16 protein-coding genes are annotated in these 17,201 nt (G+C 72.7%); 9 read left to right on the forward strand and 7 right to left on the reverse strand.

Going from position 1 to position 17,201, the window contains the following annotated elements:
- Positions 1–588: 588 nt before the first annotated feature.
- Positions 589–1,212, reverse strand: coding sequence for a maleylpyruvate isomerase family mycothiol-dependent enzyme (locus tag AC0NH5_RS09215; RefSeq protein ID WP_474401911.1), 624 nt, complete (start codon positions 1,210–1,212; stop codon positions 589–591).
- Positions 1,213–1,373: 161 nt separating this feature from the next.
- Between AC0NH5_RS09215 and AC0NH5_RS09220 the strand changes: the two genes are divergently transcribed.
- On the forward strand, positions 1,374–2,957 hold the full coding sequence (locus AC0NH5_RS09220) for a methyl-accepting chemotaxis protein (protein ID WP_474401913.1): 1,584 nt from the start codon (positions 1,374–1,376) through the stop codon (positions 2,955–2,957).
- Between the two features lie 156 nt (positions 2,958–3,113).
- Here AC0NH5_RS09220 and AC0NH5_RS09225 read toward each other — a convergent pair whose 3' ends face one another.
- Together AC0NH5_RS09225 and AC0NH5_RS09230 are read right to left on the reverse strand one after the other, a co-directional pair.
- Positions 3,114–3,557, reverse strand: coding sequence for an MASE4 domain-containing protein (locus tag AC0NH5_RS09225; protein WP_474401915.1), 444 nt, complete (start codon positions 3,555–3,557; stop codon positions 3,114–3,116).
- Positions 3,558–3,758: 201 nt separating this feature from the next.
- Positions 3,759–4,454 carry an MBL fold metallo-hydrolase gene (locus AC0NH5_RS09230; RefSeq protein WP_474401917.1) on the reverse strand — a complete coding sequence of 232 codons (696 nt, stop codon included), beginning with the start codon at positions 4,452–4,454 and terminating at the stop codon, positions 3,759–3,761.
- A gap of 3 nt (positions 4,455–4,457) precedes the next feature.
- Between AC0NH5_RS09230 and AC0NH5_RS09235 the strand changes: the two genes are divergently transcribed.
- Complete coding sequence (locus AC0NH5_RS09235; RefSeq protein ID WP_474401919.1) at positions 4,458–4,610, forward strand: hypothetical protein; 153 nt, start codon at positions 4,458–4,460, stop codon at positions 4,608–4,610.
- A 68-nt stretch (positions 4,611–4,678) separates the two neighbouring features.
- Positions 4,679–6,127 carry an MFS transporter gene (locus AC0NH5_RS09240; protein ID WP_474401922.1) on the forward strand — a complete coding sequence of 483 codons (1,449 nt, stop codon included), beginning with the start codon at positions 4,679–4,681 and terminating at the stop codon, positions 6,125–6,127.
- Here the strand turns inward: AC0NH5_RS09240 and AC0NH5_RS09245 are convergent, their stop codons facing one another.
- Both AC0NH5_RS09245 and AC0NH5_RS09250 read right to left on the reverse strand, forming a co-directional pair.
- Positions 6,128–8,647 (reverse strand): ABC transporter permease, encoded by a 2,520-nt coding sequence (locus tag AC0NH5_RS09245; RefSeq protein WP_474401924.1) that lies wholly within the window; start codon positions 8,645–8,647, stop codon positions 6,128–6,130.
- Positions 8,647–9,411, reverse strand: a complete 765-nt coding sequence (locus AC0NH5_RS09250) for an ABC transporter ATP-binding protein (RefSeq protein ID WP_474401926.1) — start codon at positions 9,409–9,411, stop codon at positions 8,647–8,649. The genes AC0NH5_RS09245 and AC0NH5_RS09250 overlap by 1 nt, the downstream gene beginning before the upstream one ends.
- A gap of 146 nt (positions 9,412–9,557) precedes the next feature.
- Between AC0NH5_RS09250 and AC0NH5_RS09255 the strand changes: the two genes are divergently transcribed.
- Positions 9,558–10,775: a sensor histidine kinase gene (locus tag AC0NH5_RS09255; protein WP_474401928.1), complete on the forward strand. Its 1,218-nt coding sequence runs from the start codon at positions 9,558–9,560 to the stop codon at positions 10,773–10,775.
- Complete coding sequence (locus AC0NH5_RS09260; RefSeq protein ID WP_474401930.1) at positions 10,772–11,419, forward strand: response regulator transcription factor; 648 nt, start codon at positions 10,772–10,774, stop codon at positions 11,417–11,419. Before AC0NH5_RS09255 ends, AC0NH5_RS09260 begins: the two co-directional genes overlap by 4 nt.
- On the opposite strand, the gene AC0NH5_RS09265 is transcribed toward AC0NH5_RS09260, so the two are convergent.
- Both AC0NH5_RS09265 and AC0NH5_RS09270 read right to left on the reverse strand, forming a co-directional pair.
- Positions 11,409–11,963, reverse strand: coding sequence for a hypothetical protein (locus AC0NH5_RS09265; protein ID WP_474401932.1), 555 nt, complete (start codon positions 11,961–11,963; stop codon positions 11,409–11,411). The genes AC0NH5_RS09260 and AC0NH5_RS09265 overlap by 11 nt on opposite strands.
- A 23-nt stretch (positions 11,964–11,986) precedes the next feature.
- On the reverse strand, positions 11,987–12,838 hold the full coding sequence (locus AC0NH5_RS09270; RefSeq protein ID WP_474401934.1) for a helix-turn-helix domain-containing protein: 852 nt from the start codon (positions 12,836–12,838) through the stop codon (positions 11,987–11,989).
- 122 nt (positions 12,839–12,960) lie between these two features.
- On the opposite strand from AC0NH5_RS09270, the gene AC0NH5_RS09275 reads away from it, so the two are divergent.
- The 4 genes from AC0NH5_RS09275 to AC0NH5_RS09290 all read left to right on the forward strand — a co-directional run bounded on the left by AC0NH5_RS09275 (position 12,961) and on the right by AC0NH5_RS09290 (position 17,165).
- Complete coding sequence (locus tag AC0NH5_RS09275) at positions 12,961–13,641, forward strand: response regulator transcription factor (protein ID WP_474401936.1); 681 nt, start codon at positions 12,961–12,963, stop codon at positions 13,639–13,641.
- Complete coding sequence (locus AC0NH5_RS09280) at positions 13,641–15,413, forward strand: sensor histidine kinase (RefSeq protein WP_474401938.1); 1,773 nt, start codon at positions 13,641–13,643, stop codon at positions 15,411–15,413. Before AC0NH5_RS09275 ends, AC0NH5_RS09280 begins: the two co-directional genes overlap by 1 nt.
- Before the next feature lie 127 nt (positions 15,414–15,540).
- Positions 15,541–16,275 carry an SDR family oxidoreductase gene (locus AC0NH5_RS09285; RefSeq protein ID WP_474401940.1) on the forward strand — a complete coding sequence of 245 codons (735 nt, stop codon included), beginning with the start codon at positions 15,541–15,543 and terminating at the stop codon, positions 16,273–16,275.
- Positions 16,275–17,165: an SDR family oxidoreductase gene (locus tag AC0NH5_RS09290; RefSeq protein ID WP_474401942.1), complete on the forward strand. Its 891-nt coding sequence runs from the start codon at positions 16,275–16,277 to the stop codon at positions 17,163–17,165. The genes AC0NH5_RS09285 and AC0NH5_RS09290 overlap by 1 nt, the downstream gene beginning before the upstream one ends.
- Positions 17,166–17,201: the final 36 nt, after the last annotated feature.

Raw genomic sequence — 17,201 nt, forward strand, 5'->3', positions numbered from 1 at the left:
ATACGCTGTCGCGTTCCAGCCAATCTGCCGACCGGTGCCGTCTCGTCCCTTCGGTTGCCGTTCGCGATTGCCGAAGAGCCGAGCCTCTCAGAACAACGGGAAGTCGCTCGCCGGCTGTTGAACCGGCACCGCGTCGCTGATCCGGCCGAGTTCAATGAGGTGCCCGGCCAGAACTCTCCGGGAGCCGCCTTGCTGTTCGAGGACGGCGACGGCTTCCTCGGCGCGCCCGGCGCCGGCCGGCAGGGTGCCGGGGACGCTGTTTCCCGGTGGCCGGCGGCCACACAGACCTGTTCCACCTCGTCGCCGGCGACCATCACGAAGCCGGCAACCCGCCCGTCGACCCGCGCCACGGCCGTGTCGGTGACGCGCTCGGCGGCCCGCCGGTGGAACGTGTCCGCGGCGCGGGGCGGCCAGTTCGCCGGGCACGTTGCCCAGATGTCCGTCACGCCACCCGGACTCCCCGACAGCCCGCGACGGCGACGACGTCGTCCTCGGTGGCGGGGCGCAGGTCGACCGGCATCCGCCGGCCCTATCGGGACCGCTCCCGGCCGGGCGGGGAGCATCGGCGGGGCGAGGCGGGCAGCGTGGTCACGGGGTCAGCCGGCTGCTCAGCTCGGGCAGCCCGGCTCCACCGAGGTCCGGCAGGAACGCGCGGCGGCCGGCCATCACCATGACCAGGGACAGCAGGGGCCCGCGGATCTCGGGGCCGGCGCCTTGCTGGAAATCCGCGTCCGTTGCGCGTACGGCCAGGCCTTTGATCAAGGTCTTGCTGTTGACCGCGAAATCCCTGGTGGCGAAGAAGTGAGCGACGGCGAGCAGGCCCGCGGCGTCGGGGTCGTGCCGCAGCCCGAGAGGCTTGCGGATGTCCGCACCGTGGACGATGAGCTCGCCCAGCCCCGCCGGGGAGGACCTGACCGGCAACGCGATGGGGCCGACATGGCGGAACCGTTCCAGCGTCTCCCGCGGGTCGGCGCCGCGAAAATCGTCGAGACGCCGCCGGTTGTGCACGTCCGGATCGAACCGGGCCGCGATCATGCTGCGGATCCACCCCCACCGGGTGGTCGTCGCGGCCGCGCCGAGGTGGGCGACGACCTCCTCGACGTCCCAGTCCCCGCACAACGTGGCCGAGCGCCACTGTTGCGGACCGAGCCCGCTGAGGTCGTCGACGAGCGCGGCAAGCTCACGCTGCTGGATCAGCGAGAAGTCGGTCATGCCGCGACGATAGCGATCTCCCGGGCGCATACCCGTGACGGTGACGAGTCGAGCCTCACGAATCCTCACGGTCGCGGGCCGGGTGCCGATGGGTCGCCTATCCGGATCATGCCGGAGAGCCGAGATCATCAAAAGGTACGAACGGAACAGATATGAGGAATGTGACCATCGGACGTCGCCTGGGGGCGGGGTTCCTGGTGATCGTGCTGGCCATGGTCGCGTTGGTCGTCGTCGGCGTCGCCCAGGTCAACAAGATCAACGGCGAGCTGACCGTCATCAACGACGTCAACGCCGTCAAGCAGCGCTACGCGATCAACTTCCGCGGCAGTGTGCACGACCGGGCCATCGCCATCCGTGACCTGGTGTACGCCACCACCGCCGACGAGGTCGCCCAGGAGAAGGCGCTGATCGCTGAGCTGGCCGGCAAGTACGCCGACTCGGAGTCGAAGATGAACGCCATCTTCGCCGACGCGTCGAAGGTCAACGACGCGGAACGGGCCGCCCTGGCGGCCGTCCTGGCAGTGCAGGACAGCACCAATCCGCTGGTGGAACGCATCACCGAGCTGCGCGAGGACGGCCGGCGCGCCGAGGCGGTCGCGGTGCTCAACAGCGAGGCCAAGCCGGCGTTCGTCGAATGGCTGCGCGTCATCAACGTCTTCATCGACATGGAGGAGGCGCAGAACAAGACGGAGACCGCCACCGCACGCGACATCGCGGACAACTTCCTGATGGTGATGGGCCTGCTGCTGCTCGCCGCCATCGCCATCGCCATCGCCATCGCCTGGCGCGTCTCCCGCAGCATCACCCGCCCGCTCGGCGAGGCCGTCGACGTGATGGCCGCCGTCGCCGGCGGTGACCTGACCCGCCGCATCGACGTCCGCTCCGCCGACGAGGTCGGGCAGATGGGCACCTCGGTCAACACCGCGCTGGAGTCGCTCGGCACCGCCATGCGCCGGCTGGCCACCGGCGCCGAGACGCTCAACACGACCAGCGACCGGATGGGCCGCCTGTCGGCCCAGCTCGCCGACGGCGCCCAGCAGTCGTCGCAGCAGGCCGACCTGGTCGCCGCCTCCGCCGACGAGGTGTCGCGCAACGTGCACACCGTCGCCGCGGGCTCGGAGGAGATGGGCACGTCGATCCGGGAGATCTCGCACAGCGCCAACGAGGCGGCCACCGTGGCCGCCCAGGCCGTCACCGCCGTGCAGACCACCACCGCGTCGGTGTCCCGGCTCGGCGCGTCCAGCCGCGAGATCGGTGACGTCGTCAAGACCATCACCAGCATCGCCGAGCAGACCAACCTGCTCGCCCTCAACGCCACCATCGAGGCGGCCCGCGCCGGCGAGTCCGGCAAGGGTTTCGCCGTGGTCGCCGGCGAGGTGAAGGACCTCGCCCAGGAGACGGCCCGGGCCACCGAGGACATCGCCCGCCGCGTCCAGGCCATCCAGGCCGACACCGCGGGCGCCGTCTCGGCGATCCAGCAGGTCGCCGACGTGATCGAGCAGATCAACGCCTACCAGACGACCATTGCGTCCGCGGTCGAGGAGCAGACCGCCACCACCAACGAGATCAACCGCAGCGTCGGCGAGGCGGCGAGCGGCTCCGGCCGGATCGCCGCCAACATCGGCAGCGTGGCGGCGGTCGCCCGGACCACCACCGACCTGGTCAACCAGTCGGAGCAGGCAGTGGGCGAACTGTCCCAGGTGACCGGCGAACTGCGGGCCCTGGTGTCCCACTTCCGGTTCTGACTCTTCACCTGACGAACGAAGCCCGAGAACGCGGCCGTCGGCCGGTGAGCGGACAGCTCACCGGCCGGCGCCGCTTGTCACACCGGCCCGGTACCGCGTCGCCGTGCTGCTCGGCGGGCCGTCCGGCTACCCCGGCCGGGCCATGACGGCCGCCTGCTATTTCCCGGCGACGTCGGCGATGGTCGCGACGAGGCGGCTCAGGGACTGCCCCTTCGTGAGGTACGCGGCGGCGAGCGGAGCGGCCTCGGCGGCCGACCAGGTGGGCGGTGTAGAAGATCGCCGGGAGGTCGGCGGTGGCCGCGCGTCGGCGGCGCGCAGCTCACGGTTGCGGCCGGCGAACTCGGCGGCGGTGGTGCGGACCTGCCGGTAGAGGCGGGTCACCTCGTGCAGCAGCGCGCTGAGCACCACAAGCGCCGCGATCAGCGCGAGCAGGCGGGCGCCGTACCAGCCGATGGTGAAGCGGGACCGGGCGAGCAGGGTCAGCACCGAGTCACCGCAGGACGCGGTGACCGCGACGAAGGCCCAGGCTTCCAGGCAGCGGGTGACACCCCGGCGGAAGCGGGTCGCGGCCAGCGCCAGAGCGAGGAGCGAACCGAGCACGACGGTTTCCTTCAGCAGCCGAAGGATTCGCCGATGACACACACCGTGTCCCTCTTCGTGCCCTTGTGCTTCCCAGATGCGCGGCCCGACGACCGGCTCGCTGCCGTCATCCCGCCCCCGGGCCGGGTGCACCCACCCGCCCGGAGCCGTCCCGGGACGGAGCCGCCGGACGGCCGGACAGCCCTGCCTGCCGGCCCGGCATCAGGCCTGACCGGCTAGGCGCTCGACCTGCCCCTCGTGCACGTCGCTCACCCACTCCCAGCCGGGTTTCGCCGACGCGCCGATCCGCGGATCGTCGGGCACGGCGCCGTCCCGCAGGGCCAGCATGTACGCGCGGTCCCGCTCGATCCGTGCCTGGATCCGGCCGGCTCCGCCGACTGACCCGTGGCCCGGGACGAGGACGTCGACGCTGCCGGCCACGTCCTCGAACAGGCGCAGCGCCGCGAGGTACTCCTCGATCATCGGGCCGGCAGTGCCGGTCAGGTCGAGCAACGGGATCAGGACGTCGGAGAGCATGTCGCCGGCGACGAGCACCCCGCGTTCCTCGATGAGCAGCGCCGCATGACCCGGTGCGTGCACCTGATGCTCGATGATCCGGACCCGGGGGCCGTCCCACGGGATCCGCGCGACGCCGGGTGGCAGCGCGGTGATCTCGCCGAGCAGGTCCAGCGGCACGTGCTCGGCGATGCCCGTCGGCTCCAGGTGCTCGGCGATGTGGGCCTTCGCGCCCGGCTCGGACAGCTGATCCTGCACCGAGGCCGCACAGCGGGCCGTGCCGTAGCGCGGGGCCGCACCGAACCGGGCGTCCCAGAGCAGGTGATCCCAGTGCGGGTGCGTCGAGAAGCCCGCGACGACGGTATCGCCCAGGCCGGCCAGGTCGTCGGCGAGGCAAACCATCTCGTGGTCCTGCACCCCCAGGTCGACGAGCAGGACGCCGGCGCGGCCACCACGACGACGGCGTTGCTCTGGCAGAACTCGCTCTCGTGGACCAGCACACCGTCAGCGACCTGCGTCAGCACGGCGACCCCTTCGGCTTGTGGTGGCGACCGCTGACCGGGACGCTAGCGCCGAGCGGTTGCAGCTTGCAAGCACTATGGCGGGAAGCGCATAGCTTGGTCCCCGTGGGAGTCCCGACCGGCACCGAACCTCGCGGGCGGCGCCCGTACCTGGTGCTCGCGATCTGCTGTGCCGGCGTGGTCGTCGTGGTGCTGGACATCGCGAGTGTCAACGTCGCGTTGCCCGCGATCCGCCGGGACCTGCAAGCCTCGGTGTCCGGCCTGCAGTGGACCGTCGACGCGTACGTCGTGGTGCTGGCGCTTCTGCTGGTGCCGGCCGGATCCGCCGCCGACCGATGGGGCCGCCGCCGGGTGTTCCAGCTCGGCCTGGCGACGTTCGGGCTCGGGTCGCTGCTGTGCAGCCTGGCCCCGAGCATCGGCTGGCTGATCGCGGCACGCGTGCTGCAGGCCGTCGGCGGCGCCATGCTCAACCCGGTGGCCGCGGCCATCGTCGGGACCACCTTCGCCGACCCGGGCGGGCGAGCCCGGGCCATCGGCGTGCTCAGCTCGATGACCGGCCTGTCCCAGGCGGCCGGCCCGATCATCGGTGGCGCGCTGGTGGGCGGTTTCGGCTGGCACGCCATCTTTTGGATCAACGTGCCGATCGTGGTGGCCGCGATAGCCGGCGCCGCCTGGTTCGTTCCCGAGTCGCGTGCCGCGCGGGCACGCCGGTTCGACCCGGCCGGCCAGGCCCTGGTGGCCCTGACCCTCGCCGGTGTCATCTTCGCGATCATCGAGGCTCCCCGGTTCGGCTGGACGTCCCCGATCATCCTCGGCCTGCTCGCTCTCGCCGTGCTCGCCTTCCTGGGCATCCTCGCCTATGAGCCGCGCCGCGCCGACCCGTTGCTGGACCTGCGCCTGTTCCGCAGCAGGCCGTTCGGCGCGGCCATCGGCATCTCGCTGTTCGGCATGTGTGGTTTCGGCGCCTTCCTGTTCGTCACCACGCAGTACCTGCAGACGGTGCGCGGCCTGTCCCCGCTGACGGCCGGCCTGAGCCTGCTCCCGGTCGGCATATCGGTCGCGATCGTCTCTCCGTTGACCGGCCGGCTGGTCGCCGCCCGCGGCCCGCGGCTGCCGCTGGTGGTGTCCGGCGCCGCGCTGGCCGCGGGCGGCGCCGCGTCGTTGTGGCTGGGACCGGCCACCCCGCTGCCGGCGGTCCTCGCGACATATCTGCTGTTCGGCATCTTCCTGGGTACCGTCATCGCCCCGGTCACCACCACCGCGCTGTCCGGGATGCCCCGCTCGATGGCCGCCTTGGCCACCTCGCTGCCGTCCGCCGCCCGCCAGACCGGTACGGCCCTGGGTGTCGCGATCTCCGGGACCATGGTGGCCTCGGCCCTGACCCGCGGCGGCGCGGCCTTCACCCCCGCCTCGCACACCGTGTGGTGGCTGACCCTCGGGCTCGGCGTCGCCGTCCTGGTCCTGGCTCTGGCCGGCACCGGGCGGCGGGCCGCACACAGCGCCGGCCGGGCGGCGGCCCTCTTCGCGGAGATCGACAGGCCGGGACGCCGTTGACTACTGCCGTCCGTTGATGTCCTCGGCCGGGTCGCGGCGCAGCAGTGCCCGGCCCGGGAGCAGTGTGGCGACCAGCCCCAGCGCGACCGCACCGAGCAGGATCAGGGCGTACGTCCCAGCGGCGAAGCGCGGCGTGCCCGCTCCGACCATCCCGATGCTGAACCCGGTCAGTGTCAGCAGGGCCGCGGCGGTGCCCAGCACCCCGGCGATCGCCACGATCAGGGCCAGTTCCCAGTGCAGCACCTCGAGGACCTGGCGACGGGTCGTACCGATCAGCCGCATCAGGGCGAACTCCCGGGTCCGGTCGCTGATGGCCATCGCCAGCGTGTTGACCACGGCGATCGCCGTGAAGGCGATGATCAGGCCCATGAACACCAGGTTGACCTCGGTGTTGGTCTGCTGCCGCGCGGACAGCGCCTGGTCGTGGCCGGAACGGCCGGTGACCGTGAGTCCCGGGAACCCCTGGAGCTGCGCGCGGATCCGGTCCGGTGACACCGCACCCGTGACGAGGACCGTCCGGGCCAGCGGGTTGTCGACATGGCCGGCGACGTCCTCGTGCGGCAGCAGCACATCACCGAATCCGAGGCCGCGGCGGTAGACCGCGGCCAGCCGGAACTCCGCCCTCGCCCCGTCGCCCATGGTGACCGCCACCGGGTCGCCGATCTGGCGGCCCCGCACCGCCTGGTCGCTCATCGCGATGCTTCCGCGGCCGAAGCGTTCCAGCGATCCCGACGTCACGTCCGGATCGATGGCCCGGGCGAGACCGGCGGACGTCAGCCCGTGCGCCGCGAGTTTGTCCCGGCCGGCCCAGACCGTGGTGGTCAGCACCGCGGTGGTCGCGGTGACGCCCGGCAGGCGGCCCAGCGCATCGGTCGCTGCCGCGGGCACACCGATCCCGTTCGCGAAGACCACGTTGTCCGCCTTCATCCCGGCTCTCGCCTCGTGCTGCGCGGCGCCGCCGAGCGTGACCGGCACGAACAGGATCGTCGAGGTCATCCCGATGAGCAGGGCCAGCGGCGTGACGGCCGACGCGACCCGGCGGCTGTCGGCCCGGCAGGTGAGCGCCGCCAGATATGCCCCGGCCCGGAACGCCCGCAACGGCACACTCAGCAGCGCGACGGCGCCGCGCGTCAGATGCGGGCCGAGGAGCGCCACCGCGATCATCCACGCCAGCACGCTGAGATAGGTCACCGGCATCGCGGCGGGTTCGGTGTGCAGGGCGGTCAGCAGCACGGTGAGGCCGGCCGCCAGCACCGTGCAGAAGGCGCCGGCCAGCACCCGGCCGAGACCGAGTGCCCGCCGCTCGACGGCCGCCTCGGCCAGCGCCTCCGCGGGTTTGATCCGCGCGGTGCGCCGGGCTGTCACCCGGGCCGCGACGAACGCGGCGCCGACGGTCGCCACCATCGCCCCGATGATCGGCAGAGGGCTGCGGGCCAGGTGCAGGGTGTCCGGGATCGCACCCAGCGACACGAACCTCGCCCGGATCACGGCCGCCGCCGGGAACGCCAGCAGCGCCCCGGGAAGCGCGGCGAGCAGGCCCAGCAGCAGCGCCTCCCGGCTGATCATCGTGCGGACCTGGCGCGGCGTGGCGCCGATCGCCCGGAGCAGGGCGAGCTCGCGGTAGCGCTGCTGGATCGCGAGGGCGAACGTGCCGGCCACCACCAGCATCGCCACGATCAGCGCGGTGCCGGCCAGGGCGCCGCCCATGCTGGTCAGCTTCACCCGGGCGGACGCCGCGTCGACGAACTCCACCTGCCCCCGGTCGTCACCGGTCGTGACCACGGCCCCGGTCCCGGCCACCGCCGCCTCGACCTGCTCGGCGCTCACCCCGAACACGCCGTACGCCGCCACCGTGCCGTCATGGCCGGCCAGCGCGCGGGCCTCGGCCGCGGTGAAGAACAACGCCGACTGCCGGCCGGCCGGGCGGACGATCCCGGTCACCCGGTACGACCTCGGCGCGGACGTCGACCGGATGACGGCCCGGTCGCCGGCCTCGAGTCCTGCGCGGCCGGCGAGGTCGGCGTCCAGCACCACGTCGCCGTCGGCGGCCGGCTGCGTCCCGGACACCAGCGTGTACGGGGTGAGCCCGGCCGACGACCAGCCGTGCCCCCACGTCGCTGTGCCGTCGGCGCCGGCGACGAGATCGCCGTCCGCACCGGCCACGCCGGCCGGGAAGATCAGGTCTTCGACCACCCGTGCCCCCGGTAACCGGGTGAGCCGGTCGCCGACGGATGCCGGCAGCCAGGCCCGCTCGCTCAGCGCCTTCGACTTGGTCTTGGACTTGCTCCTCGACTCGCCGTCCTTCTCCTTGGTCTTGACCTCGGTCCAGCGGATCTGCTGATCGGCGGCGACCACGATCGGGGTCCCGGCGTACCGCTGTGCCGGGATCGATCCGCGGATGCCGGTCTCCAGCAGCACGCCACACGCGCCGACGATCAGCGCGGCACAGAACAGCGCGAGGAAGCCCGCGAGCGCGGAACCCTTGCGCTGCCTCAGCGTCGCCATGGTGAGCCGGAACATCAGGATCCTTCCCCGAGGTGCGCGATGCGGTCGGCCACCTGGTCGGCGGACAACCGGGAGGCGACCTCGACGATGCGCCCGTCGGCGAGGAAGACGACGTCGTCGGCACAGGACGCCGCGACGGGGTCGTGGGTGACCATCACGACCGTCTGGCCCATGCCGTCCACCGTCTCGCGCAGCAGGGTGAGGATGTCCCGCGCCGTGCCGGTGTCCAGCGCGCCGGTGGGTTCATCGGCGAAGATCACCTCCGGCCTGGTGATCAGCGCCCGGGCGATGGCGACCCGCTGCTGCTGTCCACCGGAGAGCTGCGCCGGCCGGTGCCCGTCGCGGTGCGCCAGCCCGACCCGGGCCAGGACGTCCGCCAGGTGATCCGGATCGGCCCGGCGGCCGGCCAGCCGCAGCCCGAGGGTGATGTTCTGCCGCACGGTCAGGGCGGCGAGCAGGTTGTACGCCTGGAAGACGAAACCGATGCGGTCACGCCGCAGCCGGGTGAGGCCGTCCTCGGAGAGCTCCGCCAGGTCGGAGCCGGCCGGCCCGAGGTACACCGCACCCGACGTGGGCCGGTCGAGGCCGGCCGCACAGTGCAGGAAGGTGCTCTTGCCCGATCCGGACGGACCCATGATCGCGGTGAACGTCCCGCGCCGGACGGCGATCGAGACGTGGTCCAGAGCGGTGACCGCCGCGGCCCCCGCGCCGTAGACCTTCGTCACCGCGTCCATCCGGACGGCGGCCTCCACTGTGGTGGCTGGTGCGGTGCGGGCCATCGTCGTTCCCCTTCCCCCATGTGCCGGCCGGGTGGCCGCGGTTTTCACTCTTCCCGCCTGCCGGCCCGGCGTCGATCATGGCTACCCATAGGTTTGCGGCCCCGGAGCACCGGGCCACGCCGGTGGTCGCTGTTAGGATTCCGGCGATGCTGCCGGTCGCTGCGAGGTCTCTGCTGTTCCTCGCCGCGGGCCTGTTCTTCGGCCCGGTCGCCTTCGCCTGGAGCCTCGCGTCGACCATCGTGGCCGGTCTGCTGGCGCTGACCCAGCTGGGCGGTCCGGTGTTTCTGGGGGCCACCTGGGTGACCCGCCGCCTCGCCGGTCTCGAACGGTCCCGGGCGTCTTTGGTCCTGGGCGCCCCGATCGACTCGCCCTACGTGCCGGTCGAGGCCGGCACCATCGGCCGGCGGGTGGCCGGTGTCGTGGTGCAACCCGCGACCTGGCGTGACCTGGCCTGGCTGATCGTGGTGTTCCCGGTGAGCCTGGTGTCCGGGATCCCGGCCGTCGTCTGCACGGTGGTCGGCGTCGCCGCGACGACCGCTCCACTGTGGGCCTGGGCGGTGCCCAATCCCACCGCCCCCGTCCCGATGAACCTGATCATGCTGACCTGGCCCGGCCGGTGCCTGCTCGCCGTCGCCGGGCTGCTGTCACTGTTGGTGGTGGCCCGGCTCGTCCACCTGCTGGCCCGCGTCCAGGCCCGGGCCGCCCGGGCCCTGCTGGCGCCGGGCCGGCACCGGCATCTGGTCGACGAGACCGCCCGCCTGAGCGCGTCCCGCCGCCGGGTGGTCGACGCGCAGGCCGCCGAGCTGCGCCGCATCGAACGGGACCTGCACGACGGCGCGCAGGCGCGGATCGTCGCGGCCGGCATGACCCTCGCCCTGGCAGCGCGCAAGCTGCGCGACGGGCACGCCGCGACGCCCGACGTCGACCTGGCCCGCCGGCAGCTCGACGACGCGCTCGGCGAGCTGCGCAGGCTGGTACGCGGCATCCACCCGCCGATCCTCACCGACCGGGGCCTGCACGCCGCGGTGGTGGCTCTGGCCGGCGACAGCCCCCTGCCCGTCGAGATCAACGCTGATCCGGCGGTGCGCCTGCCTGTCGCGGTGGAGTCGGCGGCCTACTTCGTGATCGCCGAAGGCCTGGTCAACGCCACCAAACACGCGGAGGCCACCACCTGCTCCGTCACCATCGGCCGGACCGGCGACCGCGTCACCGTGACCGTCTCGGACGACGGGCTCGGCGGCGCGGACGCGCGCGGATCCGGCCTGGAAGGCCTGCGCCGCCGCATCGAGGCGCTCGGCGGCGAACTGACCGTGACCAGCCCGGCCGGCGGTCCCACCGCCCTGCACGCGGAGATCCCCCTGTGACCCGGATCGTCATCGCCGAAGACCTGCTCCTGCTCCGGGACGGCATGGCCCGGCTGCTCACCGATACCGGCCACACCGTGGTCGCGGCGGTCGGCACCGCCCCGGAACTCATCGAGGCGGTCACCGAGCACCGTCCGGATCTGTCCATCGTCGACGTCCGGCTGCCTCCCGACTTCCGCGACGAGGGCTTGCGGGCGGCCCTCCGGCTGCGCGCCGACGATCCGGGCGCCCGGGTCCTCATCGTCTCCCAATACGTCGAGCGGACGTACGCCCAGGAGTTGCTCGCCGACGGTCGCGGCGGCGTCGGCTACCTGCTGAAGGACCGGGTGACAGCCCTCGACGACTTCCTCGACGCGGTGGAACGGGTCGCCGCCGGCGGCACCGCCATGGACCCCGAGGTGATCCGCCGGCTGGTCGCCCGGACGAGCCGCAACCCGGGCATCGCCGGGCTCACCCCCCGCGAACGTGAGGTCCTCGGCCTGATGGCGCAGGGCCTGTCCAACTCGGCGATCTGCGCGGCCCTGTTCCTGGCGCCGGTGTCCGTGGAGAAGCACATCGGCAGCATCCTGACGAAGCTCGCTCTGCCGCCGGACAACGACGCCAATCGACGGGTGCTGGCCGTCCTCGCGTACCTCAACCAGTGAAGGCCGCCCGCTTGCAGGCCTCCATCTTCGGTGAGCTGATGTCACCGTTCGGGCCGACCGAGGTGAGGCCGAACTCGCCGGTCTCCGGGTCCGGGGCGGTCAGCTGGTAACCCGCCTCCTTCGCGCACCGGTACCACTCGCGCTGGTTGTCCTTGAACGCCGACGGGTCGGTCCGCCGCACATGCTCCTCGAAGAACTCCGGCTGCTGGGGCAGACACGCCTTCACCGCCGGTTCGGTCTCGTCCACGCCCTTGTAGAGCGACAGGTACGTGTCCGGGCCACCGGTGTAGACGGACGGGTTCTCCTTGTGCAGGCAGGCGGCCCAGGGCAGGGCGAGCTTCTTGAGGTCCTCCTCGGTGGCGTCGATCGGCACGATCGGGCGCTGGTTCCCGACGGCGGGGGCGCTGCTGGGCGCGGGTTCGCTGCGCAGGGACGCCACTTGCGGAGCGCCCGCCTGCGCGCCGGGCCGGTCCTCGGCGCCGGAGCAGCCGCCCAGGAGGACGAGCAGGCTCAGCGCCACGAAGGTTCCTTTGATCCGAGACATGGGCGCACGGTCGCAGAGGAATGTCAGGGAAGTGTCAGGTCGCCGCCGGCATTGCGGAACTCGGCGGGTGACAGCCGTCGTTCGGCCCGGAAGGCGGCCGCGAACTGCCCGGCACTGCGGTAACCGCACATCCCGGCGATCCGCGCCACGCTGTAGTTGGTGGTCCGCAGCAGGTCCGCGGCGGCGTTCATGCGCAGGCGGCGCAGATATCGGTACGGGGTGAGCCCGGTGGTCCCCGCGAACGCCCGGATGAAGTGGAACTTGCTGACGTTGGCGACCCCGGCCAGCTCGTCGACGGTGAGGTCGTCGCCGAGCCGGGACCGCATGTACTCGTCGAGCCGCCGTACCTCCGCGGCGCCCAGCGGCAGCGCGGCCGTGGCCGGCCGGAGCTGGGAGCGGGGCAGGCCGAAGGCGAGGTGGGTGACCAGCGCCTGAGCGAGCGAGTCGGCGTACACGGCGGGCGCGCCGGCGTCCAGGGCGCTGCCGAGCGCACGCGCCCCGGCCAGCAGGAACGGATCGTGCACGGTGAGCGCGTCGGGCAGCGCGGCGCCGCCCGCCGCGGCCGGGTCGAGGTGCAGGTGCAGCGACTCCATCGGCGCGCTGCCGGTGCTGCGCCAGCGCAGCACGCTGCGGTTGCCCGGCGCGGTCAGACCCAGCGAACCGGGCCGGTATCCGGTGTGGCGCCAGGACCGGCCGTGCCTGCTCTCGATCCGGTACCGGCCGCTGGTGACCAGCACCAGCAGCAGCCGATCCGAGCCGGACCCGAACTCGTCGGCGTGCGCCGGGTCGGCGTACCGGCGGGCCTCGACGGTGTGCCAGCCGAGGCCGGCACTGGAATGGAGCAGCTTCGCGGGCAGTCCCGCCGACACGTCCATGGCCTCAGCGTGCCAGCGATCCGGATCACCGCAATGACGCCGGTCACGGCCGGCGACGGCGCATCATGAGGAACTTGTTAGGTTTTCCGCGCCCGGTCCACGTCGCTCCTATAGTCGTCGCCGTGTGTGCATATCTGCTGGTCGCGGAGGATGACCGGGGCCAGGCCGAGGTGCTGCGCCGTTATCTGGCCGCCGAAGGTCACGAGACGGTGGTGGTGCACGACGGCCGCGCCGCCCTGGAGCAGGTGCGCCGCCGCCCACCGGATCTACTGGTGCTCGACGTGATGATGCCCGGTCTCGACGGGCTGAGCTTGTGCCGGATCCTGCGCCGCGAGTCCGAGGTCCCGATCCTGATGCTCACCGCACGCGCCGGCGAGGACGACCTGCTGACCGGGCTGGACCTGGGGGCCGACGACTACCTCACCAAGCCGTACAGCCCGCGCGAGCTGCTGGCCCGGGCCCGGGCGCTGCTGCGCCGCAGCCGGGGCGGCGCGGTGGTGCTGACCGTCGGCCGGCTCACCGTCGACACCGCCCGCCATCAGGTCACCGCCGACGGCAGAACGGTGGACTGTACGCCGGGCGAGTTCGCCATCCTGGCCGCGATGGCCGCGCAGCCGGACCGGGTGTTTACCCGCGCGCAGCTCCTGCAGCACACCAACGGCGTCGAGCGGGACTCGATCGAGCGCAGCATCGACGTGCACGTCCTGAACCTGCGCCGCAAGATCGAGCCGAGCCCGCGGCGGCCGGCCCGCCTGGTCACCGTGTACGGCCTCGGCTACAAGCTCACGGCCGGCCTCGCCTGATGCCGGGTGTGCCGCTGCACCGGAGCCTGATCTTCCGGCTGCTGGCCGCCTCGCTGACGATCGCGGTGCTCGCGATCGTGGCCACCTCCTGGATCGCCTCGCAGTCCACCTCCCGCGCCATCCAGCAGCAGCTGGGCCGCTCGCTGAGCGAGGACAAGAGCGTCTACGACCAGTTGCTGGGGCACGCCGCCACGCACCGGGACTGGTCCGGCGCCGGGCCGCTGGTCGCCTCGCTGGCGGTAAAATTGGACCGGCGGATCACCCTGATGACCGAGGACCGGCGTGTCATCGCCGACTCCCACACCGGCCCCGGCCTGGAAACCGCCCGCCCGTCCGCGACGGTCGACCCCCTCGCGGTGGATCTGGCGCTGACCGGCGGCGCCGACCGCATCGACAACCGGGTCGTCGGCCCGTACCGGTTGCCGCCCGCCGAGCAGCGGAAACTGAGCGGCGCGCTGGCGGAGGGCCTCGCCTGCCTTCGCAACAACGGCTACGACGCGAGGACCGTCGCCGGGCCGCACGGCCGCGACCGGCTGGTCGTCACCGAGGTCGGCAAGCCACCCTCGGTGACGTGCACCATCCTCCCGGAGCCGACCAGAACCGAGACCCGGGTGCTGGCGGCCCTGCGCGAGCTGATCGCCGCCTGCGCCGGGGAGAAGGATCCCCGGGACCTGTCGCTGCGGGCGGATCTCCGCGTGGAGGTCCTGAACCCGGTCACGGGGGTCGCCGTCCCGGATCGCACCGCCCGGGCGGTGAAGTGCCGGGACGAGGCCCGTCGCACCCAGCTCCGGCCGTACGTGGCGCCGGCCGCCCTGCTGTTCGTCACCGACCCGGCCGGTCCCACCGCCGAGCGGGTGTTCCCGTTCACCCGGGAGAACCTGATCCGCACCGGCACCGCCACGGCCGTGGTGCTGATCCTCGCCGTCCTGGTCACCATCGCCGTAGGGCTGCGCCTGATCCGGCCGCTGCGGCTGCTCACCGAGGCCGCCCGGCGGCCCTCCGGCAATCCGCGCGTCCCGGTCACCGGCCGCGACGAGATCGCCTATCTCGCGGCGGCGCTCAACGAGCTGTCCGAGCGGCGCGAACAGTCCGAACGGCAACGCCAGGCGATGGTCAGCGACGTGGCGCACGAGCTGCGCAACCCGCTGACCAACATCCGCAGCTGGCTGGAGGCCGTCCAGGACGGCCTGGCCACCGTGGACAGCCGGCTGCTGACGCTGCTGCACGACGAAACCATCCAGCTCCAGCACATCGTCGACGACCTGCGCGACCTCGCCGCGGCCGACGCCGGCACCCTGCGGATGCATCCCGAGCCGATCTACGTCAACGACTCGATCACACAGGTCCTCGACGCCCACCGGCCGAACGCGGCCGCCGCCGGCGTCGAGCTGAGCACGCAGCTCACCGGCGATCCGGAGATCGTCGCGGACCCGCTGCGCCTGCGGCAGATGATCGGCAACCTGGTGTCCAACGCGGTCCGCCACAGCCGGCCGGGCGGCTCGGTCACGGTCCGGACCGGCGTGACCGGTGACACGCTCACCGTCGCGGTGGCCGACACCGGCGCCGGCATCGCGCCGGACGACCTGGACAAGATCTTCGACCGGTTCTGGCGTGCCGACAGCTCCCGCGCCCGCGCGACCGGCGGCAGCGGCCTGGGCCTGCCGATCGCCCGTCAGATCGCCCGCGCCCACGGCGGCGACATCACCGTCACGAGCGCTGTCGGCCGGGGCTCCACCTTCACCGTCACCCTGGGCATCGCGGCAACCGCCTGAGGTCGTACCCCAGGATCCGCAATCGGCGGCGCTCCTGCCGCAATAATCCGTCCGCCTCCTGGTGGTCCGGCGGGCACAGGACCGGGTGGCAGCCGTCCGGCTGCCGGCTCTCGTCCAGGAGGAACCAATGTCCGACAACTCACGGATCGCGCTGGTCACCGGCGGCTCCGGTGGCATCGGCCGCGCGGTGGCGAAGCGGCTCGCCGCGGACGGCCTGAGCGTCGTGGTGCACTACGCCGGCAACCCGGTGCCCGCCGAGGAAGTGGTCAAGGAGATCGCCTACGCCGGCGGGTCGGCCGTGACGGCCCAGGCCGACGTCGGCGAGCCACGCGCGGTGCAGGACCTGTTCGACACGGCGGAACAGCGCTTCGGCGGCATCGACGTCGTGGTGCACACCGCCGGGATCATGCTGCTCAGCCCGCTGGTGGACCTGGACGTCGAGGACTTCGACCGGATGCACCGCACGAACGTGCGCGGCACGTTCCTGGTCAGCCGGCAGGCGGCCCGGCGGCTGCGCCCCGGCGGCGCCCTGATCAACTTCGCGACGTCCGTGCGCAAGCTCGCCCTGCCCACCTACACCGCGTACGCCGCGAGCAAGGCCGCGGTCGAGGCGCTCACCCCGATCCTCGCCAAGGAGCTGCAGGCCCGCGACGTGACGGTCAACGCCGTCGCCCCCGGGCCGACCGCCACCCCGCTCTTCCTCGACGGCAAGCCGCAGAACGTCGTCGACCACCTGGCGTCGATGTCGCCGCTGGGCCGGCTCGGGCAGCCGGACGACGCGGCCGAGATCGTCGCGTTCCTGGCCGGACCGGGCCGCTGGATCAACGGCCAGACCATCTTCAGCAACGGAGGCGTCATCTGATGAGCAGGACCATCATCGTCACGGGCGCGTCGAGCGGGTTCGGCGCCATGATCACCCGAGCGCTCGCCGGCTCGGGCCACCACGTCTACGCCGGGATGCGGGACACCACCGGCCGCAACGTCCGGGCCGTGCGGGACCTCGCCGACTACGCGAGCGAGCACGGCGTCCACGCACAGGCGGTGGAGATGGACGTCGCCGACCAGGCCTCCGTCGACGCGGCCGTCGACCGCGTCGTCACCGAGCAGGGAGGTGTCGACGTCGTCGTGCACAACGCCGGGCACATGACCCTCGGGCCGGTCGAGGCGTTCACTGTCGAGCAGATCGCCGCCGTCTACGACACCAACGTGCTGTCGACCCAGCGGGTGAACCGCGCCGTGCTGCCCCACATGCGCCGCCGGCGCGACGGCCTGCTCGTGTGGATCGGCTCGACCAGCGCGCGGGGCGGCACTCCCCCGTGGCTCGGCCCGTACTTCGCCGCCAAGGCGGCCGAGGACTCCCTCGCGGTCAGCATCGCCGCCGAGGTCTCACGCTTCGGCATCGACACCTCGATCGTCGTGCCGGGCTCGTTCACCACCGGCACGAACCACTACGCCCACGCCGGGCACCCGGCGGACGAGGCCACCGCCAAGGAGTACGACGAGCTGTACGCGGGCGCCGTCGACGACCTGCTCGGCCGGCAGGCCGCGCTGTCGCCCGCCGACGCCGACCCCGGCGAGGTGGCCCGGCAGGTGGCGGCGCTGGTGGACCTGCCCAAGGGACAGCGACCGTTCCGGGTGTACATCGACCCCGCGCAGGACGGCGCCGAAGAGGTGTTCCGGATCGGCGACCGCATCCGCCGGGACTTCTACCGCGCCGTCGGCCACGAGGAGCTGCTGCGGCCGGCCACCTGAGCGGAACACCGGCGGGTTCCCGCGGGGACCCGCCGG

This window comes from Actinoplanes sp. 13 (assembly GCF_056134165.1).

Coding starts and splice junctions, on each gene's coding strand:
- AC0NH5_RS09215 (WP_474401911.1), bottom strand. CDS start 1,212: ATGACCGACTTCTCGCTGATCCAGCAGCGTGAGCTTGCCGCGCTCGTC.
- AC0NH5_RS09230 (WP_474401917.1), bottom strand. CDS start 4,454: ATGGTTTGCCTCGCCGACGACCTGGCCGGCCTGGGCGATACCGTCGTC.
- AC0NH5_RS09245 (WP_474401924.1), bottom strand. CDS start 8,647: ATGTTCCGGCTCACCATGGCGACGCTGAGGCAGCGCAAGGGTTCCGCG.
- AC0NH5_RS09250 (WP_474401926.1), bottom strand. CDS start 9,411: ATGGCCCGCACCGCACCAGCCACCACAGTGGAGGCCGCCGTCCGGATG.
- AC0NH5_RS09255 (WP_474401928.1), top strand. CDS start 9,558: ATGCTGCCGGTCGCTGCGAGGTCTCTGCTGTTCCTCGCCGCGGGCCTG.
- AC0NH5_RS09265 (WP_474401932.1), bottom strand. CDS start 11,963: ATGTCTCGGATCAAAGGAACCTTCGTGGCGCTGAGCCTGCTCGTCCTC.
- AC0NH5_RS09270 (WP_474401934.1), bottom strand. CDS start 12,838: ATGGACGTGTCGGCGGGACTGCCCGCGAAGCTGCTCCATTCCAGTGCC.
- AC0NH5_RS09280 (WP_474401938.1), top strand. CDS start 13,641: ATGCCGGGTGTGCCGCTGCACCGGAGCCTGATCTTCCGGCTGCTGGCC.
- AC0NH5_RS09285 (WP_474401940.1), top strand. CDS start 15,541: ATGTCCGACAACTCACGGATCGCGCTGGTCACCGGCGGCTCCGGTGGC.
- AC0NH5_RS09290 (WP_474401942.1), top strand. CDS start 16,275: ATGAGCAGGACCATCATCGTCACGGGCGCGTCGAGCGGGTTCGGCGCC.